The organism is Halomonas sp. AOP13-D3-9 (assembly GCF_052379125.1).
Classification (GTDB): domain Bacteria; phylum Pseudomonadota; class Gammaproteobacteria; order Pseudomonadales; family Halomonadaceae; genus Vreelandella.
In genome coordinates this window covers 25,169-47,799 of sequence record NZ_JBQSYH010000001.1, presented here as the reverse complement: position 1 = coordinate 47,799, position 22,631 = coordinate 25,169, and the positions used below count along the sequence as shown (strand labels likewise).

At 56.2% G+C, this 22,631-nt stretch carries 21 protein-coding genes; 5 read left to right on the top strand and 16 right to left on the bottom strand.

The annotated features are described in order from the left end of the window. Window positions 1-37: 37 nt before the first annotated feature. The 7 genes from ACT3UM_RS00210 to ACT3UM_RS00180 form a co-directional block, all read right to left on the bottom strand. The gene (locus tag ACT3UM_RS00210; protein ID WP_498894998.1) at window positions 38-1,732 is read right to left on the bottom strand and encodes a putative 2-aminoethylphosphonate ABC transporter permease subunit; all 1,695 of its coding nucleotides are present in this window, start codon (window positions 1,730-1,732) and stop codon (window positions 38-40) included. Further along, on the bottom strand, window positions 1,729-2,853 hold the full coding sequence (locus tag ACT3UM_RS00205) for a putative 2-aminoethylphosphonate ABC transporter ATP-binding protein (protein WP_498894996.1): 1,125 nt from the start codon (window positions 2,851-2,853) through the stop codon (window positions 1,729-1,731). The genes ACT3UM_RS00210 and ACT3UM_RS00205 overlap by 4 nt, the downstream gene beginning before the upstream one ends. Window positions 2,854-2,906: 53 nt before the next feature. After that, on the bottom strand, window positions 2,907-3,941 hold the full coding sequence (locus ACT3UM_RS00200) for a putative 2-aminoethylphosphonate ABC transporter substrate-binding protein (RefSeq protein WP_498894994.1): 1,035 nt from the start codon (window positions 3,939-3,941) through the stop codon (window positions 2,907-2,909). Between the two features lie 107 nt (window positions 3,942-4,048). Then, window positions 4,049-4,759: a UTRA domain-containing protein gene (locus ACT3UM_RS00195; RefSeq protein WP_498894992.1), complete on the bottom strand. Its 711-nt coding sequence runs from the start codon at window positions 4,757-4,759 to the stop codon at window positions 4,049-4,051. Next, on the bottom strand, window positions 4,752-5,477 hold the full coding sequence (locus ACT3UM_RS00190) for an HAD family hydrolase (protein ID WP_498894990.1): 726 nt from the start codon (window positions 5,475-5,477) through the stop codon (window positions 4,752-4,754). Before ACT3UM_RS00190 ends, ACT3UM_RS00195 begins: the two co-directional genes overlap by 8 nt. A gap of 79 nt (window positions 5,478-5,556) precedes the next feature. Beyond that, on the bottom strand, window positions 5,557-6,843 hold the full coding sequence (locus ACT3UM_RS00185; protein WP_498894988.1) for a putative bifunctional diguanylate cyclase/phosphodiesterase: 1,287 nt from the start codon (window positions 6,841-6,843) through the stop codon (window positions 5,557-5,559). A gap of 22 nt (window positions 6,844-6,865) precedes the next feature. Then, complete coding sequence (locus tag ACT3UM_RS00180; protein ID WP_498894983.1) at window positions 6,866-8,230, bottom strand: PAS domain-containing protein; 1,365 nt, start codon at window positions 8,228-8,230, stop codon at window positions 6,866-6,868. 197 nt (window positions 8,231-8,427) lie between these two features. Here ACT3UM_RS00180 and ACT3UM_RS00175 point away from each other — a divergent pair, with 197 nt between their 5' ends. Further along, on the top strand, window positions 8,428-9,546 hold the full coding sequence (locus tag ACT3UM_RS00175) for an HDOD domain-containing protein (RefSeq protein WP_498894981.1): 1,119 nt from the start codon (window positions 8,428-8,430) through the stop codon (window positions 9,544-9,546). Window positions 9,547-9,635: 89 nt separating this feature from the next. Here the strand turns inward: ACT3UM_RS00175 and ACT3UM_RS00170 are convergent, their stop codons facing one another. From ACT3UM_RS00170 to ACT3UM_RS00155, 4 genes are all read right to left on the bottom strand, one after another. Continuing rightward, window positions 9,636-10,940: a TRAP transporter large permease gene (locus tag ACT3UM_RS00170; protein ID WP_498894979.1), complete on the bottom strand. Its 1,305-nt coding sequence runs from the start codon at window positions 10,938-10,940 to the stop codon at window positions 9,636-9,638. A 110-nt stretch (window positions 10,941-11,050) separates the two neighbouring features. After that, window positions 11,051-11,614, bottom strand: a complete 564-nt coding sequence (locus tag ACT3UM_RS00165; RefSeq protein WP_498895656.1) for a TRAP transporter small permease — start codon at window positions 11,612-11,614, stop codon at window positions 11,051-11,053. 92 nt (window positions 11,615-11,706) lie between these two features. Then, window positions 11,707-12,690: a TRAP transporter substrate-binding protein gene (locus ACT3UM_RS00160; protein WP_498895654.1), complete on the bottom strand. Its 984-nt coding sequence runs from the start codon at window positions 12,688-12,690 to the stop codon at window positions 11,707-11,709. A gap of 36 nt (window positions 12,691-12,726) precedes the next feature. Then, complete coding sequence (locus tag ACT3UM_RS00155; RefSeq protein ID WP_498894977.1) at window positions 12,727-13,710, bottom strand: LysR family transcriptional regulator; 984 nt, start codon at window positions 13,708-13,710, stop codon at window positions 12,727-12,729. 346 nt (window positions 13,711-14,056) lie between these two features. On the opposite strand from ACT3UM_RS00155, the gene ACT3UM_RS00150 reads away from it, so the two are divergent. Genes ACT3UM_RS00150 through ACT3UM_RS00140 form a run of 3 tightly spaced genes read left to right on the top strand, consistent with a single transcriptional unit; the run spans window position 14,057 to window position 16,484 of the window. Beyond that, window positions 14,057-14,809, top strand: a complete 753-nt coding sequence (locus tag ACT3UM_RS00150; RefSeq protein ID WP_035581307.1) for a 5-oxoprolinase subunit PxpA — start codon at window positions 14,057-14,059, stop codon at window positions 14,807-14,809. Between the two features lie 8 nt (window positions 14,810-14,817). Then, window positions 14,818-15,522: a 5-oxoprolinase subunit PxpB gene (gene pxpB, locus ACT3UM_RS00145; protein ID WP_498895652.1), complete on the top strand. Its 705-nt coding sequence runs from the start codon at window positions 14,818-14,820 to the stop codon at window positions 15,520-15,522. Further along, a complete protein-coding gene (locus tag ACT3UM_RS00140) occupies window positions 15,519-16,484 on the top strand; it encodes a 5-oxoprolinase subunit C family protein (RefSeq protein WP_498894976.1) in 966 nt (321 codons plus the stop codon). The genes pxpB and ACT3UM_RS00140 overlap by 4 nt, the downstream gene beginning before the upstream one ends. Window positions 16,485-16,525: 41 nt before the next feature. Here ACT3UM_RS00140 and ACT3UM_RS00135 read toward each other — a convergent pair whose 3' ends face one another. From ACT3UM_RS00135 to ACT3UM_RS00115, 5 genes are read right to left on the bottom strand one after another with little or no spacing between them, the layout of a single operon-like run. Continuing rightward, window positions 16,526-17,230, bottom strand: a complete 705-nt coding sequence (locus ACT3UM_RS00135) for a sulfite exporter TauE/SafE family protein (RefSeq protein WP_498894974.1) — start codon at window positions 17,228-17,230, stop codon at window positions 16,526-16,528. After that, window positions 17,227-18,621, bottom strand: coding sequence for an amidohydrolase family protein (locus ACT3UM_RS00130; protein WP_498894972.1), 1,395 nt, complete (start codon window positions 18,619-18,621; stop codon window positions 17,227-17,229). The genes ACT3UM_RS00135 and ACT3UM_RS00130 overlap by 4 nt, the downstream gene beginning before the upstream one ends. Window positions 18,622-18,671: 50 nt before the next feature. Further along, entirely contained in the window at window positions 18,672-19,628 is a 957-nt protein-coding gene (locus ACT3UM_RS00125; RefSeq protein ID WP_498894970.1) for an ABC transporter substrate-binding protein, read from the bottom strand. Window positions 19,629-19,640: 12 nt separating this feature from the next. Continuing rightward, window positions 19,641-20,414 (bottom strand): ABC transporter ATP-binding protein, encoded by a 774-nt coding sequence (locus tag ACT3UM_RS00120; RefSeq protein WP_498894969.1) that lies wholly within the window; start codon window positions 20,412-20,414, stop codon window positions 19,641-19,643. A gap of 5 nt (window positions 20,415-20,419) precedes the next feature. After that, on the bottom strand, window positions 20,420-21,196 hold the full coding sequence (locus ACT3UM_RS00115) for an ABC transporter permease (RefSeq protein WP_498894967.1): 777 nt from the start codon (window positions 21,194-21,196) through the stop codon (window positions 20,420-20,422). 321 nt (window positions 21,197-21,517) lie between these two features. Here ACT3UM_RS00115 and ACT3UM_RS00110 point away from each other — a divergent pair, with 321 nt between their 5' ends. After that, window positions 21,518-22,435 carry a LysR family transcriptional regulator gene (locus ACT3UM_RS00110; protein WP_498894965.1) on the top strand — a complete coding sequence of 306 codons (918 nt, stop codon included), beginning with the start codon at window positions 21,518-21,520 and terminating at the stop codon, window positions 22,433-22,435. The last annotated feature ends 196 nt before the right edge of the window (window positions 22,436-22,631 follow it).

The following is a 22,631-nucleotide window of genomic DNA, read 5'->3' as shown; positions in this document are numbered from 1 at the left end:
ACTTTAATCGCAAGCAAAGCGGCTGTCTAGGTGTTGCCTAGCCTGCCAATCGCCAGCGTTGAGCGTTATTTAACAGAACATGGGTAAGCACTGCATGCAGCAGCTTTACCACCAGCGAGGTGAGAAAAATCAGTACGGCCATGGCCGCCGCGCTGGCAAAGTAGCCCGCCTCATCCAGATGTAGTACCGCTACCGACGCAAGCCGCGTATCGCTGTTATAGAGGAACACCACCGCCGACACCGTTGTCATCGCATTGACGAACAGGTAGACCGAAATATCCAGAACAGCGGGTAGGGAGACCGGCAGCGTAACGCGGCTGAAAGTGGTCCAAAACGGCACTTTCAGTGAGGCCCCCACCGCTTCAAACTCAGGGTCAAGCTGCTTGAGTGCGGTCACAGAGGTGAGGTGACACACTGTATAAAAATGCACCAGCGTGTTGAGGACCAGAATCGCCATGGTGCCGTAAAGCCAGTTCAGGGGATTACCTGCCTGGTTAAAAAAGAAGATATAGGCAAGCCCCAGCACCATGCCCGGCACCGCCATGGGCAGCATGGCCATAAAGTGCAGCCCTTGGCGCAGCGGGCGGTAGCCTTCGCTCTTTTCGATCAGCCAGGCGTTAAAGAAAATCACCAGCGTGCCCACTAACGCTACGCTAAACGCCAATTTGAGCGAGTTAAACCACGCGCCCCAGCCGCCATCGGCCATGCCTTGGAAGGTGTAGTGCTCCAGCGTGAAGGAGAGGTTATAGGGCCAGAACTGTATCAGTGAGGCATACACCGCCGTACCGATGACGAGCAGAATAACGCCTGCTACCGTGTAGCAAAGCAGCGCAAATATCCAATCCCGCAGTGGGTTGGGCGTGGGCTGCCACGGCACCGCCCGGGCCGAGAGCTGGGCCACTTGGCGGCGCTGTATCCAACGGTCGACGATAAAGGAGAGCACCGCTGGCAGCAGCAAAATCACGCTCACCACCGCCCCCATTTGAAAGTTCTGCTGACCGACGACCTGTCGGTAGACATCGGTGGCCAGCACGCTGAACTGACCACCGATGATTTTAGGCACGCCAAAGTCGGTAATCGCCAGGGTAAACACCACAAAAAGACAGGAAATTAGCCCGTAGCGTACGCCAGGCAGGGTAATCGTCAAAAAGGTGCGCCATTTAGGGGTGCCCAGGGCTTCAGCTGCTTCGTAAAGCCGGGCATCGCTGTTGGTGAGCGCCGTAGTCAGCAGTATCAGCGCGTGAGGAAAAATCCAGAAGCTCATGCCTATGACGATACCGATCGGCCCATAAATCGAGTGACCCGCCAGCACGTCGCGCAGAAACCCCTGGTTGCCAAACAGGTAAACCAAGCTGATCGCGGGCAGCAGCGACGGCGCCAGAATGGGCAGAATCGCCAGCATGCGAAACAGCCGTTTGCCCGGCATGCAGGTACGGGTAATCCCATAGGCGCATACAAACGCTAACCCTACCACCGCCACGGTGGTCATCAGCGCGACCCGCAACGAGTTGGCAATCGAATTGACCAGCGCCGGGGTTTGAAAGTACTGAGCAAAATTGGCCAGGCCGATAAAGTCACCAGTGCGGTCTTGCACGCTTTTAATCAGCATGGCCACCAGCGGGAACAGCAACCCCACCACCAGCAAAGCGACACCCGCGAGTAGCGCCAATAAACGAATAAGCGACTCCAGCGACGGCTTGGTCGCCGATGTTGAGAAGGCGTTGGCGATCATTGCTGACTGCTCCCAGCGGGGTACAGGCGTGCGGCTTCCGCAGGCAGATGAATGGCTAATGTTTGTCCCACATAGAGACCCAAATCGCTGCTATCACGGCTGGGCACATCGGCGATTAGCGTTTGACCATTTTCCGGCAGACGCAAAGTGACTCGCTGAAACGGGCCCAAAAACTCGATGCCGACTACCTCGCCGTTAAGCGTCGCCGCTTCACGGCTAAGCGCCACGGCTTCCGGCCGAATCGCCAATTGAGCGTCTTGCCCTGCCGCTAGAGTATGCGATAGACAGGCGCAAGGTGTGGTGCCCAGTAGCACCTGTTCGCTGCCTTGCACGGTGACATCGAGGAAATTCATGCTGCCAATAAACGAGGCGACAAAAGCGCTGGCAGGCTGATGGTAAATCTCAGAAGGGGTACCCACTTGCTCGATCACACCGTGGTTCATCACCACGATACGATCAGCCATGGTCAATGCCTCTTCCTGGTCGTGGGTCACCATAATGGTGGTCACACCCAGGCGCGCCTGGAGCGCTTTAATTTGGCTGCGCAGATGGCCGCGTACCCGAGCATCCAGCGCCGAGAGGGGTTCATCGAGTAACAACAGTCCTGGCTCGGTGGCCAGTGCCCGCGCCAGTGCCACCCGCTGCTGCTGGCCGCCGGAAAGTGCTGCCGGGTACTTGTTTTCGCTGCCGGTCAAGTTGACCAGGGCGAGTAGCTCGGCGACCCGCGCGTTGATTCGCGCCCGATCAACCCGGCGGTTACGCAGCCCATAGGCAACATTGTTAAACACCGTCAGGTTGGGAAACAGCGCATAGGATTGAAACACAATGCCAAAATCACGTGCTTGGGTAGGCAGTGTGGAAATATCGTTGCCACGCTGGATCAGTGTGCCCGTCGTTTGCTGGGTAAGCCCCGCAATGGTGCGCAGCAAGGTGGTTTTGCCACAGCCGGAGGGGCCCAAAAAGCAGACAAACTCGCCCTCGTTAATGGTCAGGGAAATACCGTCCAGCGCCGTAAAACTACCAAAACGCTTGGTGACGGTATTAATACGTAAATGCGGTGTCGTAGGGGTCATCACCGCCGGCGAGTCGGCTGCCAGCAGCGATGTCATGGTGGTGTGCATAACATCTCCAAGCCCCGGCTTGAGCGCCGGGGCAACTGATCGCGAATCGCAGCTTACTGTTCGGTTTTACCGTCGTAGCGGCGCTGCCACTCAGCCAGCACGCGCTCGCGGTTCACGGCCGCCCACTTGAAGTCGGCGTCGATCATGCGCTCGGTAATATCGGTGGGGTAGTTGTCGATGGGCTGTGCAACGCCAGGATAGGCCACCACCGCATAACCTTCGTTATACAGCTCGTTGGCTTCCCGTGAGATCGACCAATCCAGCAGCGTTTGCGCCGCTGCTTGCTTGTCGGTGCCGGCCACCATTGCGGACGCTTCCATATCCCAGCCCAGGCCCTCTTCGGGGAACACCACCTCAATAGGCGCACCCTGTGACTTCAAGCGCGCGCCGCGGAAAGCGAATGACACGCCCACTACGGTCTCGCCTGTGGCCGCTAGGCTGCAAGGGGCTGAACCCGAATGGGTATAGCGCGCGATGTTGTTATGCAAACGATCCATATAGTCCCAGCCCTGCTCCTCATCCCATAGCTGTAGCCAGCTGGCGACATCCAGGTAGCCGGTACCGGATGAGTTAGGGTTGGGCATAATCACATGGCCTTCAAGTTCAGGCTGGGTCAGGTCTTCCCAGGAGGACGGCATCGGCACGCCCTGGCGTTCACCTTCAATGGTGTTGTAACAAATAGCCGCCACCCAGGCGTCCATGCCCACCCACGCGGGGTCTTCGCCGTCACGATAGGCCGCATCGACAAATTTTGGGTCGAGGTTTTCAACGCCTGCGGGAGCATAGCGTTCCAGCATGCCCTCCTCTTCCAACACCAGTAGGCTGGTAGCGGCCAGGCCCCAAATCACGTCGGCCTGGGGGTTGTCTTTCTCTGCTAGCAAGCGAGCGGTAATCACGCCGGTGGAGTCACGCACCCAGTTAATCTCGATATCCGGGTGGGCGGCGTTAAAGCGTTCGGCGTATTTTTGCAGGTCGTCGGACTCAACGGCGGTATACACCGTCAATTCAGTGGCCTGGGCATTTGAGGCAAGCACAACCGCAGCGGCACCTGCTAACAACGTGGAAGGAAATAAACGGCGTGGCATCATGATAGTAGTCTCCCGGCTGATTGGTATAGACCAGAAGTTTGCCGCTATTAAATGACAGCGCGATGACGCTTATTTGACCGATTTTTTAAGTTGTGATGCTGAGCGCGTTATTGCTGACCAGAAAGCTCCACGCTGATACACAGGGAATCATGCAGCCAGTGCTCTTCGTCGTACTCAATGGGGCGCTGCTGGTCGTCTAAAATGGCGCGATTAATGTTCAGACCGGCAGTGCCTGGTGCCACCAGTAACTCTTCGGCGTCAATAGGTAACAGGGCTTCAGATACCATGCGGATCGAGCGGTTGGCCAAGTAGTGCCCCCAGCGCTCACGCAGCAGACCCCAGAGCGACTGTCCACTGTAGATCTCTAGCAACTCGGGAGCGCGCTCTGGCACAACCCATAGCGACTCCACTAGTACGGCGCGATCATCCACATAGCGTCGGCGGCGAATATGGTGAAACGGCTGATCATCCGGCAGACCCAGCGCCCGAGCAGCGGGCGGGTGAGCGCGGCTTTCCAGCTTCAAAACCGCCGTGCGGGGCTGCCGCCCCTGGGCACGCACATAGTCATTAAAGCCCGCATCACGGGTGGGGTCGTAAACCAAACGGGCGGGAGAGATAAACCAACCGCGCCGGTTGCTGCGGTGAATAAGGCCCTCCCCCTCCAACTGAGAGAGCGCTTGGCGCAGGGTGACGCGCGTAGTGGCAAAGCGCTCGGCCAATGCCCGCTCGGCGGGAAGCTTGCCTTCCCACTGAGCGGCGTTTTGGTCGATCAAGGTGCGGAGCTGTTCGGTTAACTGTAAATAGTAGGCATCAGACATGCGCCGATTTTCCTGGCAAAGCATTAGGCGACGAAGCGCTTGGGGGCGTCCGCCAGTCTAAGCGCCGCCACCCTTCAACGCTAGCCACCTCGGCCAGTACCGGGTCGGGATTAACCGCCACCGGGCAATCCACGTACTGCAGCAGCGGAAGGTCGTTGCGGGAGTCTGAGTAGAAAGTGGTGTGGCAAGCAGTGATCTGCTGTTCAGCCAGCCACTCTTTCAAGCGCAGTACCTTGCCGCCGCGATAGGAGAAAATACCTTCGCTGCCGCCGGTATAACGCGCCTCTTCATTGACGCCATTCTCCACGCTTAGCTCTACCGCCAACACATGTTCAATGCCCAGGGTGGTGGCAATCGGCTCGACCAGATGACGCGACGAAGCGGAGATCAGCAACAAGGTATCGCCAGCCTGGCGGTGTGCTTCCAGGCACGCCCAGGCCTGTTCAAAAATACGCGGCTGGAGGTGGGTAGCGACGAAGCGCTCGACCTCTTTTTGCACATCCTTCACCCGGCGCCCGCGCAGCGGCGCCAGGGTCATGGCCAAGTACTCTTCAAGCTTCAGCTTTCCGGCGTGATAGGCCTGGTGCATTTGCGCCGCCCGCGCCATAAAGGTCTCGGCATCGCTGATCCAACCTTGCTCTATCATCCATAAATTCCAGCGATCGCTGCAGTCTCCGTCCAGGAGGGTGTCGTCAAGATCAAACAGGGCCAGGCGCATGGGGCACTCCTTTCATCGCGGGTTGGCGGCGCGTAGGGTATGCCAAAGGTGATGACAAGACGATGACGATATTAAGAGCTTAAGAGGTCAACCACGCTGCCGCAAACTCATCCGCCGGTAATGGGTGGCCAAACCAGTAGCCTTGCGCTTCATTACAGCCCATGTTGGCAAGCAAGTGAGCTTGCTCCTGGGTTTCGACACCTTCTGCCACGGTCTTCATTTCTAACGCCTGCGCCATGGCAATGATGGTTTGCACAATGGTGCGGTCATTTTTATTGTCGAGCATTTCACGCACAAAGGAGATATCAATTTTCAGCGCGTCAGCAGCGAAGCGCCGTAAATAGGAGAGCGAGGAGTAGCCGGTGCCAAAATCATCAATCGAGAGTGCATAGCCCGCTTGGCGCATGGCGTGGGTAATCTCAACGGCCTGATCTGGGTCGCGCATAAAATCGCTTTCGGTGAGTTCCAGGGCGATCGCGCTCGGCGGAACACCAGCGGTGAGGCGCGCAATGTGGCTAGTGAGCTCTGGATCGGCAAACTGTTGGGCGGAAATATTGATCGATAGCCTGCCTGGCAACCCTCCACCAGGCTGATTTCGCCATGTGATTAACTGCTTGGCGGACTCTTCCAGCACCCAGTCCCCCAGGGCGCGGATCAAGCCGCGCTCTTCGGCCAGGGGAATAAACTCGCCGGGACTTACCCACCCCCACTCAGCGTCGTACCAACGGCATAGGACTTCTGCGCCGGTCAACTGACCATTGGTAATGTCCACCTGGGGCTGAAAGTTGAGCGCTAACTTATGCTCAGTGATCGCGGCGCTGAGCCGTTCGCTCATCCGTTGGCGTCGATGCAGTTCATGACGCATCATTTGAGTATAAGGAGAAGTGCTGTTTTCGCGCCGCTTGGCGTGGTGAAGGGCAATACTAGCGGCATTAAATAATTCGCCAGCTTCAGCGACATCTTGCGGGTAATGGGCAAAACCGATGCTGACATCAAGGTGAAAGACGCGACGCTGCAAAGAAAGCGGCTTCTTCACCGCTGAGCGTAGCTGCTCGACAAGACCGCCGATATCAACGGGGTCAGCAACGGCGACGAGCAAGGCAAACTCATCCCCGGACAAGCGCGCCAGCGAGCCATACGCGTGACTGATCTGCTGTAGACGATCTGCCACCGTCACCAGCAGCTGATCCCCTACCTGGTGGCCATGCAGGTCATTAACCTCCTTAAAACGGCGGATATCCAATAGCAGCAGCGAAAGACCAAGCTCACTCTGTTGGGCCTCTTTCCACATCTGCGCTAACAACTCCATAAAACGGATGCGGTTAGGTAGGCCAGTGGTGCTATCGGTATAGGCCAACTGGTGCATATGGCGGTGGTCGCGGCGACGCTCAAGCTCTGCCGCAGCGCCGGTGGAGAGAATTCAGCACCGAGGTAGCAAAGGCATTGGTGGTCAGCGGCTGGCGATAAAACACCATCATCACACCAATGGCCTCGCCGTTGGCGTTATCGAGGCGTCGGCCAATCCATGCCCTTATGGGTAGCAAGGTGCCTGGCAAGAGCAGTGGCGGGCCATCATGCATGACGGCTTCGCGCTCTAACACCACCTGCTCGCTGGGCGAGTCCCGCAGCGCAAAGGCGTGTTGTTCGTGTTGAGCTCCCTCTACCACCATGCTGACAGTGGTCGCCTGTCCAACGACTTTTTTATCGCTTTGAGGGGACGTATGGAGCAGCGCAATAAAGCCTGCATCGGCTTCCAGCACTTTAACCAAGGTCGCAATCAACTGCTGAAAATAGCCGTCCCCCACCTGAGTGGTGACCGTAGAAGCCACTTCAACCACGGCGTTTTGCACCCGCAGCGACTCTTGCTGGTCGGTCACATCAGAGATAAAGCCTTCTAAACAGATAGTTTCGCCTGCCTCATCCCTCACGGCCTGGCCCTGCTCCCACATCCAGCGGTAGCCGCCGTCACGATGGCGCAGTTGGTAGGTCACCCGGTAAGGGCGATTATTGGCTATGGACGTCTGCACTTCGCGATAGAGTCTGTCCTGGTCATTAGGATGAATCAGGGCAGCGAAGCTGGTCAGTCGATTATCTTGCAACTCGTCGGGACGATACCCGGTTAATGCCTCGGCCCCCTGGCTAACCACCTGCATGGTCCAATGACGATCATTCAAACTGCGATAGGCCATGCCCGGCAGGTGATTGAGCAGCGTATTCAGGCGGCGCTCACTTTCACGTGCGACCTCTTCGCTTTTTCTTAATGCCTGTTCCGCCTTTTGTCGGCCCAACTCCGCCCCCGCCTGGGCGGCGGCGATGTGCAGTATTTCATTGGCTAACTCACCCAACTGCATGGGGGAGTTTTTGAGCACCGCTAACAGGCCAATCAGTGCGCCATCCGCCGCATAGAGTGCTCGCCCTAAATAGCCTTCGGCGCCCAGTTCACAAAGCAGTTTATCGTCAGGAAAGAGAGACTGAACATCACTCGCATAAAGACAGCACTCGCGCCCTAACGCGGTTTCGCAAGGCGTACCGGTTAGCGGGTAAGTGATATTGCTAAGCAATCGGCCATTTGACCAGACCGCCAGTGTCTCAGCCTGATGTTGTTGCGTAACATCGGCCACTAACACATGATCAACGCCGAGTATCGTCGCTAATCGCTCCACCAGCATTGCATAAAAACGGGGGCTCCCGCTGTGCCCTACGCCTTCTGCCAACTGGCGAAATATATCGGCCGCGTCGTTCTTTGTGTGCATTGTTGCACTCACTTTTTTTAATTCTGAAGCAGCTTGGGCACCTGCCACTCACCTCATAACGTATATATAGCGACCTACAAAGCATAAACCGCGCTTTTCCAACTATAACAACGTCAACACTCGCTGGGTATATGGTAAAATTAGGATATTCCCTCATGATGGCTGGCAGCTACGCTACAAAGTGCGCAGGAGATAACGTGACTAACACATCGCAAAAAGATGAAGCGCTATACCTAATGCTTACTGAAGCACTGCCTGCTTTTCTGCTCAGCGACTTGCTAAAGTGCCAACGCTTACCTTCGCTTCCCTCAATCGCACTGCGCATCCTCAGGTTAACGCAATCGTCAAAAGCGACTATCAACGATGTTGCCGACACCATTGAGCATGACCCAGCATTAACCGCACGGTTAATATCGCTCGCGAATAGCGTTCACCACACCCGCTCGGCCAATTTAACACAGACGTGTCTTGAGGCCGTCCAGCGTTTAGGACTCGATGCAACATTAACAGTGGTGTTGAGCTTCAACCTTTTTCAGCACTCCAGTAAAGAGCCGCAGCATACACATATTTGGCAGCGGTCGATTATGTCTGCGTTAATAGCGCGCCAGCTTGCCGAGCAAGCGTGCCCTCAACAGGCAGGTCATGCTTTTACGGCAGCACTGTTGCAGGATATTGGCATATTGGCGCTGAGCGCGACGTACCCTGAACAAGTAGACGAACTATACATTGATAGTGCTATTCCCCACGCTCACCTTATTGAAGAAGAGCAACGTTACTTTGGTTGCGACCACACCGTTATTGGGGCTTGGCTAGCCGCTAAATGGGGGCTCCCGGCCACGCTGATCAACACCATACGCTTTAGTCATGCTCCCTATAAAAGCGGTAGGACAAGCGATAGTACCAACAGTAGTACCAGCGATAGCTTGATGGAAATGTGTGTTCGCATATCCGGCCCCGCGGCGGATGTCTGCCTCTCAAGCGCACCAGAAGAGCAACTTGCCGCGCTCCTATACGATTTAAGCACAACAGCCGGAGTGCCCTCTTTCTCTTTTCAAAGCGTGTTACAAGAAGTTCAGCCCAAAATGGAGTTAATCGCCAAAACACTGATGATAGACACCCCCGCGGCTATTGACTCCAAAGAACTGCTTGAAAATGCTCAGCAACTCTTGCTAAACCATACGCTGATACTCAATAGCCGTAGAGAAGCGCAAACCAAAGCACTTGCTATGCTACGCAAAGGGTATGGCGCCCCAGGCGATTTCAACAAAAACATCGCGTTCAAAAAACTCAACACCCAACCTCGCTCTAAATCCTAAATCTCTGGCCAGACCATGCATGTCATCAAGCGCTCCGACCAGAACATTTCTGCTTGTTTATCGTTAATACTCTTCCTTTTATGAGCGCCTTACCGCGTCATCGCCTCAGGTAGATAGAGGGCGATTCCCGGAAAGAGGTGCATTAAAGCAATCGCCAACAGCATGAGGAGAAAGAACGGCAGCGTGGCTTTGGTAATGGTCAGAACATCTTTACCGGTTAGTCCCTGAATCACGAACAGGTTGAAGCCCACGGGTGGTGTGATTTGCGACATTTCAACTACCACAACCAGGTAAATACCAAACCAGATCAAATCGAACCCAGCGGCGCTCACCAGCGGCATGATAATCGCGGTGACGAGTAGGATCAGCGAGATACCGTCGAGAAAACAGCCCATCACCAGAAGCAGTAAGGTCAGCGCAATCAGCAGCATGGTGGGTGATAGCCCCATTTCACCAATCGCCTGCGCCAGCTTCATTGGCACCTGGGTAAAGCCCATGGCCGAGGTTAAAAACGACGCACCGGCAATAATAAAAGCGATCATGCAGGCGGTACGCACGGCGGCAAACAGCGAGCTTTTAAAAATGTCGCGATCGAAGTGACCGTTAAAACGCGCAATGACAATCGACAGCACCACGCCGACCGCCGCGGCCTCGGTGGGCGACGCCAACCCGCCATAGATCGAAAAGATAATCCCGCCGATCAACAGCAGAATAGGCAACAGCGACCAGGTATTGCGCAGCTTTTCGGCAAAGCTCATACCGGATTCATCTTCTCCGGTCAGCCCTTCGCGGTTGCCTTTAAGCAGCGCCCACAAGATGAGATAGCTCATAAACATAGCCAGGATCATCAGTCCCGGGCCAATACCGGCCATAAACAGCCTGGAGATTGACTGTTCGGTGACCACGCCATAGACGATGAGCACAATAGAGGGTGGTATCAAAAGCCCCAAAGTAGAGGCGCTGGCTAAGGTGCCAATCGCCATATTGCTGTCGTAGCCCCGCCGCTCAAGCTCTGGCAGGGTCATTTTGCCCACCGTGGCACAGGTGGCAGCCGAGGAGCCACAGACCGCCGCAAACATGCCGCTGCCTATAATATTGGTATGCAGTAAACGCCCTGGCAGGCGGTTTAACCAGGGCGACAGGCCACGAAACATATTGTCAGCAAGCCCGGAGCGAAACAGAATCTCCCCCATCCAGATAAACATGGGTAGCGCAGTGAGATCCCAACCGTAGCTGGCGCCCCAAAAATCGGAGGCTAAAATAGAGCCCGGCGAGAAAGAGCTAAAGAACTCTAACGCTATCCAGGCAGTGCCGATTAGCGCAAAGGCGATCCACACCCCGCTCCCTAGCAGAACCACGAGGGTAAAAATGGTGGCGAGACTTAGTAGCAGCACGAGGATCTCTCCAATTTAAACGGCAGAAGCAGTGTTAACAGTGACTCAGTTAACCGCTGCGTACTCAACACAGACGACGTACTCAGCCAAGACATAGCGATCGTCACCATTTAGTGGCCCTCGCTGTCATCTGGGGCCGTCGCTTCACGAAAGCTCGCAGGATCACGAATGGCAATCCGTAGCGCCATAAACAGGGCTTCAGCCAGCGCCAAGCAGAGCAGCCCTACGCTGGTCGCTAGCACAAGCTGGGGTATCCAAAGCGGAATCGACACAAAGCCTGAAGAGACATCGTTGTATTGCAGGCTCTCCCTCGCCAACCCAATGAGGCCGTAACTGAGCATTAGGCTGATCGCCAGGGCGATGATGAGACAAAACACTTCAAACCACACACGAATTGCCGACGGTAGCCGGGTAATCAACAGCGTCACGCGAATATGGGCGTGATGCACAAAGGTATAAGCCAACCCCAGAAAGGTCGCCCCCACCAATAGATAAGAAGCAATTTCCGAAACGCCGGTAATACTCATGCCCAGCCGGCTCAGGCCAACGAGCACCAGCAGGGCGTCTACCAGGCGGAAGGTCACCTGAAGCGCTATCAGTCCGCAAATAGCGACCATGCAGGCCGCTGCACCCCAAGCACCCAGGCGATAAAGCTTATCGAATTTAAACGTCATGTTCGCAGCCTCACGAAGCACATGGGAAAAAGCACGCGGGAAAAGCAGCGGAGGCGTTACCACCCCCGCTGTAAGAGACATGACAACAGCCTTTAGCTGTCGCGCTGCTCGCGGTAGCTTTCCAGCGCCTGTTTGGCTTCGTCGTCAGCACGTGACTGCCAATCTTCAAACAGTTGATCACCGGCCGCCTGAAGCGCCTCTGAAATAGCGTCGTTAGGCTCAGAAACCGAGATACCGTTCTCTTGCAGTGCAGCCAGGCTGGCGTCGTTATCTTCGCGACTCATCTCCCAACCACGTTTTTCAGCCTCAGCGGCGGCTTCCATTAGGGCCTCCTGAGTCGCTTCATCCAGGCCATCAAAACTGCGCTGACTGATAAACACGATATTCTTCGGCAGCCACAACTGAGCGTTGGTGTAATCAGTCACATAATCCCACGCCGCCATAGAGTTACCGGTAGAGCTTGAGGTGATCATGGCATCCACACGCCCGGTGCTAAACGCGGTAGGGATATCAGACTCTTCGGTTTCAGTCGGGCTACCGCCTAGATTATCAATAAAACGTTGAGTATTAATATTGGGTGCACGAACGCGCAAGCCCTCGAACTGCTCTGGGTCAGTAAGGGGTTCAGAGGTATAGATACCTTGCGCAGGCCAAGTGACGGCGTAGAGCGGAATCAACCCTTCATAGGCAAACAGCTCGGTGATCATCGGCTTGGTGGCTTCCCACAGCGCGTAGGCGTCGTCGTAGCTGCCCGCCACACCGGGCAGGGTATCCACTTCGAAAATGGGATCATCGTTAGAAAGAACGGAGAGGAATACTTCACCCGCATCAATAGTGCCACGGCGAACCGACGGCTTGATTTCACCATGCGATACCAACGAGCCGCCGCTATGAACGGTAATGGTGAGCTCGCCATCGGTCGCTTCGGCCACGTCCTCAGCGAACTGTTTGTTGTTTTGGGTATGAAAGCTGGCATCACCGTAAGGCGTGGCCATCGTCCATTCCGCAGCATGAGCCGTCACCGTTAAACCACAGGCGGTCGCCAGGAGCAATGAAGTCGTTATTGTCTTGCGCATCATAAGAACCCTCTTATTTCTAATAATAGTATGGTGCTAATAGTGTGTTGCTTCGGTGGTACCTGAGGAGGCGCTGGCGGTAACCCAGCGCCCGGAGAAAAGTGTTGTTGTCATGTCGGCACGGCGCGCCTGGGCATAGCTGCAGGCACACTGCTGGGCCAAGCGGGCAACCCCGCGACAAAAGCGCGGGTGGTTAGCGTTGCGCCATATCACATCATAGTGCATGGCCGGTAATGGCACCGGTAGCGAGAGACGGTAGAGCTCCCCCCGCTGCCACTCATCCAGCACGGTAGCGACAGGCAGCGCGCCAATCCCCAACCCTTCGGTGGTCATTCGTACAATGGTCATTAGCGTGCTGACGCTATGGATACGAGGATTAGCGATTCCCTGCTCTGCCAAATAACTCACTAACTCTGCATAAGGTCGAGCCTGCTTACCAAATGAAATAAACGGCAACTGCTTGCCCCAAGTGTTGGCACTTTCGCCCAGCTGCTTGACGTGCCGTGGAGAGATAAACATGCCCATTTCATAGGGGCTCAAGGATTCGTACTCGATCTGCTTTTGCGGTGAATAGCCATTCATCGCCAATACAATATCCAGTTCGTTGCCCAGTAGCCGCTCATTGAGCACCGGCGAGTAATCGACCGTCAGTTCAATGGTCAAACGCGGATACCGCTCGGTTAAACGGCGCATAAATTCGGGAAACCAGCTATGGGCGATGGTTTCAATCGTGCCGAGCCGCAATGGTGCAGAAAACGCCTCTTCGTCATCAAAAAGCTTCATCGCCTCGTCACGCTGGTGCAGCATCCGCTCTGCGTGCACAAAGAACTCGCGGCCTCGCATAGTCGGCTGAATAGGCCGGGCGGCACGCTCCAGCAGCAGCTCTCCCAGCGTGGTTTCCAAGCGCGAAATACGCTCAGAAACAGAGGGCTGAGTAAGGTGCAGCCGGGTCGCCGCCTTACGGAAGGAGCCGAGCCTCACTGCCCATACGAACGCCTCAAGTTCCTTAAAATCGAGCATAGTGACTCGCCTGCCAATGACTTAATTGGGGTAAAAAAAGCTGTTGTAATGACACTGACAAGAGGCCTACCCAGTGCTACCGCTAATACTTACTATGCAACTTTAAGACCACTTCCAGCAGCGCTATGTCACCAACGCTATTATCACGCCACGCTCCTAATGTGATAAGCGTATCGTGCCCAAGCGTCAACTCTTTTTCCAATAAATAACAACATGATAGGAGTGCCCGATAGTTAGTATCGCCAAAAACGATTGGCACTGAGCAAGCCATGTTCATATATTGGTGGTGAACTACAATCAGCGCTAACCCATCAAACACACCCACTGCATCGACACAGGAGTCGCTATGGCCATTCCCCTGCTTAATTGCGATATGGGCGAAAGTTTCGGCAACTGGCGTCTCGGGTTGGACGCCGACGCGATGCCTTTCGTCGATTGCGCCAATATCGCCTGCGGCTTCCACGCCTCCGACCCCCACGTGATGCGCCGCACCGTCAAACTAGCGGTTCAAAATGGCGTACGCATTGGCGCTCACCCCGGTTACCCGGATTTGATGGGGTTTGGGCGGCGCTCTATGGCCTGTTCACCGGAAGAAGCCGAAGATATGGTGCTCTACCAAGTGGGAGCTTTGGCGGGCATCTGCCAAGCCGAAGGCACCCAACTGAGCTATATCAAACCGCACGGTGCGCTGTACAACGACATGGCTGCCAACCCGGCGCTGCTCGAAGGCGTCATGCGCGCGGTACGTGCGTATGACGCCAGCCTGCCGTTAATGATTATGTCCACCGCGGACCCCGAACCGCACCGCGAGCTGGCCGCCAAAATGGGCATTACCCTCTGGTTCGAGACCTTTGCCGACCGTGCTTATGATGGCAACGGCCACTTGGCCTCACGACGCCTGCCTAACGCTGTACACCACGACCAGAACACCATCGTCAATCAAGCCATCAAGCTGGCCAAAGGCGAGCCGCTCACCGCACTCGACGGCACAACGCTGCATTTACCCTGCGATACGCTCTGCGTTCATGGCGACAACCCCGAGTCAGTGGCCGCCGTACGCGCTATTCGCGAGGCCTTTCAGGCGCTGGAGCAGGCGTGAAATCCAATATTGAAATGCGCATTGAAACCGCCGCCATGGATGCCCTGATGGTGCGCCTGTTCGACGCCATCGACGAAACCAATATGGCCTGGGTAATCGCCGCCGATCAGGCGCTGCGTAATGCCTTTGGAAGCATGTTAATTGACCTGGTGCCCTCTTACACCACGCTGCTGCTGCATTACGACTGCCAGCAGTTAACCCATAGCGAGGCGATTCAACTTATTCACAAGGCGCTTTCTGGTCTTACCCCTGTGGATACTCAAGCCGGTGAGCTGCACGATATCCCGGTGTGGTACGACGAAAGCGTGGGCCCCGAGTTACCACTGGTCGCCAAACGCGCTGGTTTGAGCGTCGACGAGCTTATCGAGCAGCACTGCAACCACGATTACTGCGTGTTTGCGTTGGGGTTTGCCCCCGGTTACGGCTTTATGGGCTTGGTAGACGAATCTCTCGCTACGCCGCGCTTGAAAACGCCGCGCCGCAAGGTGGCAGCAGGTAGCGTGGGCATTGCTGATAGCCAAACCGCGATTTATCCGCTGCTTTCGCCGGGCGGCTGGAATATTCTGGGCCGCACCAACGTGCCGCTATTCGAGCATGCCAAACGTGGCGAGCCGCTGTTTCGGCCCGGCGACAAGGTGCGCTTTAGAGCGATCTCCCGCGAAGAGTTTGAAGCCGACGGTGGCGATACCACGCCCATGGAGGAGCGCCCATGAGCCAAGCCGCCATGAATGAAACACAAAAGGGGCTAGTGGTTAAGCAGGCGGGGCCGCTGGCGCTGATCCAAGATGCCGGCCGGTTTGGCGTCGGTCATTTAGGTGTTACCCAGGGCGGTGCTGCCGACTGGATCTCTTTTCGTTGGGCCAACTGGCTGCTGGGCAACGCCTTAAACAGCGCCGCGCTGGAAATCGTCATGGGCGGCGGCCTGAGCTTTGAAACCGAATGCGAAGTGCGCCTGGCGCTAACCGGCGCTGATTTAGACGCCCAACTGGATGGCAAGCCACTCACACCCAATACCAGCTTTAAGCTACTGCCCGGCCAGCGCTTGGTATTTCGCCAGCCGCGCCACGGCCTGCGCGCCTATTTGGCCTTTCCTGGTGGATTGAATGCGCCGGAGGTGCTGGGCAGCCGTGCCTGCACTGCCCGCGAGCAGTTAGGGGGCTTACATGAAGATGGCAAACCGCTAAAAGTGGGCGACCGGTTAACCTGGAAAGGCGCCGCTCCAGCGGTGCGCCGTATTCCTGAAGACCAAGGGCCGCAGATGCCCGCTTCGGGCTGCCGCTTACCTATCGTGCTCGGTTCTCAAATCGCCTCGTTTAGCGGTCGCGCGCTGTTTCAGGCATTCAATCAGCCGTGGACAGTGGATAACCGCGCCGACCGCATGGGCGTTCGGCTCACCGGCCCTGCCCTACACGGCTCACTCACGGGGATTATTTCTGAAGGCATTCCGCTGGGAGCAGTTCAAGTACCACCGGACGGCCAGCCTATCGTGCTGATGAATGACCGCCAAACCATTGGCGGCTACCCACGCCTAGGCGCTCTCACCCCCATCGCCTGCGCTACGCTTTCCCAGTGTTTGCCCGGCACCCAGGTTTGGTTAACCCCTGTCAGCGCCAGCCAAGCGCAGGGGCAGTACCGAAACCAACTGGCAAGTTGGGATAGTCACATAACCCGCTAGTTGATTGTCATCATCCAAGAGGATCTGCCTACTACTCCTAATTAGGCGATCAAGACAAGCCCGCCCAGGATCGAGAGCATGAGGACGGCAACTCTTAGCCGCGCCGCAGGGATGTGGGCGTGGGCATAACGCGATAGAAAGCTGCCCAGAACCACCACCGGAATCAATAGGGAGGCCGCGATAAGATGATCGCAGCCGACCCTGCCGCCAAGAGCCAGCACTATCAACGAGAAAACCTCTCCGATCAGAAAGCAGGCCGCAACAGTCGCACGCAGGCGTGGGCCCGGAGCGTGCTGATAGAGCAGTGCAAGAGGTGGCCCACCAATTCCGGTCGCGGTCTCGCTTATACCGGTGAACAAGCCAACACTAGTGGTTGATGTTCGGCTTGGCATAAATGGCGGCGCGAAAAGAGCAACCAACGCGGCGAGGATAGTGAAAAGCCCGACGGCAATCTCCATCTGTCGCACACTCAACGCCAGCAATAAGGCCAGCCCTGCGAAAGTGCCCAGAAAACGGCCAAGCGTAATCCAGCCAGTGCCGCGCCAATCAATAGCCGTTCGCTCGCGCCACGCCACATGGGCATTGAGCGGCAACATCAGGACAAGAAGCGTAACCGGAAGATAGACCGGATCAACCATGGCAAACACCGGTGCAACGATCAGAGCAAAGACGATCCCAACAGTGCCTTGCACCATCGCGGACACCATCACCACTACCCACAGCAGTGCTAGCAGCGATAACGTCATGAACGCCCCGCAAGTATGCTGTCTGCTGTAGGGTGAATACGAGTGACCGGCGCAGCGGCAATAGCCGGGACAGCAAGCTCACGGAGTTCGCGCATCAGTTCACGGGCATCCCAATCAACCGGCCAGCCATGCAATAGGCGCAGTCTGCCATTGGTGAACACAGCGTCAATCTGGTCACGGTTGCCATAACGCACCAGTTCCCATGTCAGATCATGTGACGGTGTGAACTCAGGACGTTCAAGGTTAACCAGCAGGAAGTCGGCGGCCAACCCCGGTGCAATTCGTCCGGTCACAGCGCCTAAGCCCACGGCATCGGCGGCCATCCGTGTGGCCGCTTCCAGCCATAGCCATCCCCCACCACAGGAACTGTCTCCCGAGGCAAGGCCATAACCCGCGCGCTGAAGGGATTCTGCCGCATCCATCAGGCGGAACCCATCGGCGCGCGTGCCATCAGTGCCCAGACCAAAACGGATGCCGAGTGCCTGCAACTGCAGGGCGGGCGCAATGGCATTCCCTTTCCAGACGGAGGCAACGGGGTTATAGGCCACGGCGGTGCCACTATCCTTCAGCAAGTTCATCTCATGCGGGGTGATCAGCGTCGAGTGCGCAATCAGCGCCTGTGGCCCCAAGGCGCCGATATGGTCTAGATGTTCTAGGGGGCGGCGGCTATTAGCAACTAGCGAGCGCTCTACTGCTACTAGATGCTCATTCACATGGGTCTGGAAGGTCACTTCTGCCTCCGCTGCCATGTCCGAAATACGCTTGAGCATCCAGTCCGAACCCACTTCAGGCATCGAGATCGCCAGCGATGGGTGAACCAATCGGTCACCTGCGAAGGCAGCCAGATGCGCCTCGGCAATTCGGATGATTTCATCACGCTCAGGTCGCAGGGCTGCACCGCCCAGGTCATTGCAGATCTGCCCCACAACAAGGCGCAGCCCTGTTTCGCGGGCTGCCTCGACCAACCTATCGATATGCCCAGCGGAGCGTGTGCCAGCATCGACAGCGGCAGTAAACCCGCCACGCAAGCATTCGAGCGCAGCGAGTTTCGAGGAAAGATAGACCATATGCTCATCCAGGCTACCCTCCAACGGCACCCAGATGCGGCGAAATATTTCGGACGGCTCACCGAACACCAGCGACTTCCCCAGCGATTGTGTTAGGTGAGTATGCGTGTCGATAAAGCCTGGCATCACCAGATGCTCCGGTAGCTGTACTAACGCTGCATCCGCATGACGCCTCACCAATACCTCGGACTCGCCGATGTCGGCGAAGACCCCTTCGCGTATCAGAACCGCCTTGCCCGGCTGGGGGCCGTTATCCAGCAGCAAATAACCGGGGGCAAGAATCAGTGCACCGCCTGTCTCAAAAGCTTTGCGAAGATCAATCATAAGGGCTCCAGCAATATTCGGCAGGCGGCGTGAGGGGCAGAGGGCATGCGTTAATCAAGATCGACCGCCTCAGGTGCTACCTCACTAAGGGGCGCAGGATCAAAGAAGGATTCGACCGTCTCAAGCGTCGGCACCTCCCCTCGAATCACTCCTTGCGATAGGATCCATTCGGTCTCGCTATGCAGAAGCTCAGCTAGGTCGGAGTCCAACTGCAAATCAAAAACGCTGTCGGCCCACAGATCGGATAGCACCTCTGACGCGACGATTCCCTGCATGGCAGCGGCAGTAGCGTCCATTGCCGCCTCGGGGTCAGCCGCGACCTCCGCATTCGCTCGAACCAGGGCGCCGAGGAAATCCTCTATGGCAGCGGATTTTTCCTCCCTCATGTCGGCGTTTACAGCCAAAACATAGTGGGTTTGGTATCCGGGGGCTCGCCACTCCTGATAGCTATCACCAAGCGTCTCAGCGGCGGGGCCATAATAGGTGGGGAAAGGCACGATGACATCCACATCGCCGCGTGCTAGTGCCGCTACCAAGTCAGAGGCCGCAGCATTAACAATCTCAGCCTCGACACCCTCGGATGCCAGTACGTTCGATAAGTAAAAGTCAGTATTGGTGCCAATGGACGTACCGATCCGTTTACCTTCCAGGTCGGCGACCGAGTCCAGCGGCTCATCTTTGGTGATGATGCGCATGCCCTGATAACGGGTCAGATCGGCGACAATAGCAAAAGGCTGATTGGTCAGAATGCCGGTGGCCGCAGGAAATTCGGCCATGAAAGCTACATCCACCTGCCCACCCAGCAGTGCCTCGAAAGCCTCACGCCCGGAAACGAAGGGAACAATGTTCACATTGAGACCGGCATCCTCGAAATAGCCGTTGGCCATTGCAACATCAACCTGGGGAGTTGAGGGGTTGGGGTTCCAGCCGAAAACGATATCTTGCGCCATGACCGGCAGTGGAATCAGGAACGCAGCGGCGGCGGCAACAGGTTTCAGAAAGCGCATGGTTAACCTCATTTAGTGGGATTGATGTAGAAGCGCGATGATCTCATCGCGGGTTTCCAGCAGATGAACATTGTCGCGGTTGAGCTTGCGCGGGCGCGGTTCGGCCAACGGATAGTGCTTGATGATCCTTCCCGGCCCCGAAGACATTAGTTGGATGTCATCAGTCAGAATCAGCGCCTCGTCCACATCATGGGTAACGAACAGCACTGTTGCCTTGTGTTTTTCCCAGATTCTCAGCAGCAGGTCGTGCATCACCAGCCGGGTCTGCGCATCCAATGCTCCGAAGGGCTCATCCATCAGCATGACCTGCGGCCCGAAGGCGAAGGTACGGGCAATGGCAACGCGTTGTTTCATCCCACCGGAAAGCTCCTGTGGGTACTTTTGGGCATGTTCCTCCAGTCCCACCTCGGCAATGGCGGCGCGGGCACGGTCGAGCTCCTCAGATTTCGACAGTTTCAGTCGCTTCAGCCCGAACTGCACGTTATCGAGCGCAGTGAACCAGGGAAATAGCGCATACTGCTGAAAGATTACGCCGACCTTATCCGAGGGACCGTTGATCGGCGCACCGTCGATGGTAATACGCCCGGTGGTGGCAGGCACGAAGCCCGCAACCGCATTCATCAACGTCGACTTGCCGCAGCCCGACGGACCAATCAGCGCGGTAAAGCTGCCCGGCGACAATTCCAGCGAGGTGGGCGCCAACGCGACCATCGAGCCGCCACGTACGTCAAAGGTGATGGACAGATCGTCTATACAGACATGGCCCTGGGTTACTTGCTTTGTCATGGCGATCACCCCTGCTGCCAGTGGACCAGGCGTTGGCCGATGCGCTGGACGATCACATCCGCCACCGCACCTAGAATGCCTAGAATGATAAGAAGCGAGAACATACGGTCGGTGCGGATATATTGCCGTGCCTCTTGCAAGCGATAGCCAATCCCTGAAGAGGCCCCCGAAAGCTCTGCCGCGACAAGGCTGAGAAAGGCCAAAGCGACACCCAGTCGAATTCCGGCCAGGATATAAGGCGCAGCGGCAGGAATAATCACGGTCAGGAATTCGCGTGCCCGCGACACACCAAGTGAACGCGACGCGCGCAGATAGATGTCGGGCACATACTGCATCCCATGATGGGTGTTGAACCAGACGGTCAAGAACACGGTATAGCTGATAACGAAATACTTTGAGCCTTCACCGATGCCGAACCAAACAATGGCCAATGGAACCAAAGCAATAGCGGGGATCGGGCGTAGCAGTGTTAACGCCGGAGCTAGTAGCACCTGCATCAGCGCCATACGCCCAGTCAGCAGCCCGACTAGCACGCCAAGGCTGGTGCCAATCGAAAATCCTATCGTCGCCCGTGACATCGACACAGTGAGGTCGCGGCCAAGTGTACCGTTCTCGGCCATCTCGACTGTCGCGGACCAGACGGAGGCCGGTGAAGGCAGAATCGCCTGCGGCATAATGTTCAGCGCTGAGAAGAGCGTCCAGATCAGCAGGACAAACAGGATCGAGACAACGGCCCCTGACTGGCGCGCAATCCGCCAAAAGAAGTGAGGTGACTGAGCCATCATAAGCTCCTCATTGGCCAAGCCTTTATTTTATTTATTCCAGTTTTTTGCGCCGAAATGCACTCACTTGCCATAGCCTCGACGGTCAGAATGGACGTCAATCTTTTGCCTGTCATCAGTCATTACCCTTGTGAATGATCCCGTTACATTGCCCTCATGTCTGTGACCTACACCTCCCCTGTAAAGCGGCGTCACAAGCAATGGCCTTATCTTATGCACCTCCTACCGTACTGGTCTATAACCAATTTTCGACACCACTGTTGCCAAAAATGCTACAGTTAAACGCCTAAATTCTTGACCAGCCATACGGGGCCATCACAGATGTCATTAATTCTGTTGTCTTTACGCTATTTCGAAGAGGTGGCTCGTCACGGGTCATTACGCAAGGCGGCAGACCACTTGCATGTCGCTGCTTCGGCCGTCAATCGACAGATCCTGAAGTTGGAAGATGAGTTGGGGGTACCCCTTTTCGAACGCATGCCACGTGGCATGAGACTCTCTCCCGCAGGTGAAATCATTCTCTATCAGGTGCGCCAGTGGCAGCGCGATGAGCGTCAATTGGTGGGCTATCTGGGGGACATCAGAGGAGCGGGCAGTGCAGAAATCCGTATTGCAACCATCGAGTCGATGACTGACCGGGTTCTTCCAGAAGTCCTGCATCGCTTTGGTCAACGCTTTCCGAGGGTGCGCTTCGTCATTAGTACGGGGGTCACCGCTAATATCCTGGAACAGGTTGTAACGGGTGAGGCAGATATCGGAATTTGCATGAACGCACCACCCACACGAAAAGTAAGATTTTTTGAAAAAGTTAACCTCTCCTTTGGCGCAGTTGTTGCGCCAAGCCACCCGCTCGCTCAAAAGCCATCTCTTAAACTGCGAGACTGCACACCCTTCCCGCTGATTCGGCCGGATACCGAGATGTTTGCTGGTTCCACACTGCAAAGGCTGCTGGACACGACCGATCTACAATTTTCCACCCTGGCACATTGCAACCGCATTCTGTCCATCAAGTCCTTAGCACGATCAGGGTTGGGCGTTGCGTTTTTAACGCGCCTGGACATTGCCCGAGAAGTCGAACAACAGGAACTCGCCTTTAACGTACTGACTGACCATCGCCAAGTCAGGTCACACCTATCGCTGTGCGTCGCCGCTGATCGTCCACTACCGATGGCCACAACGGTGATCCTGGAGCAAATCCGCCAAGCCATTACCGACATCGAGGGTGCTTCTACCCAATGAGCCTGTCCAGCTCGATAGCGCAAGCTTCATTAATGGATGCTCTTCCGTCACGAGCAGCGAGCTGGAAACGGCAGAGTGGGAAGAGCTCTACCCCCTCCTCCCACCCAGAAACGCAAAAGGCACCCGATTGGGTGCCTCAGATTTTAAAAAATCGCCCTATTTGAGTAGTTTTTAGATGCTGGATCAGTTCTCAAAA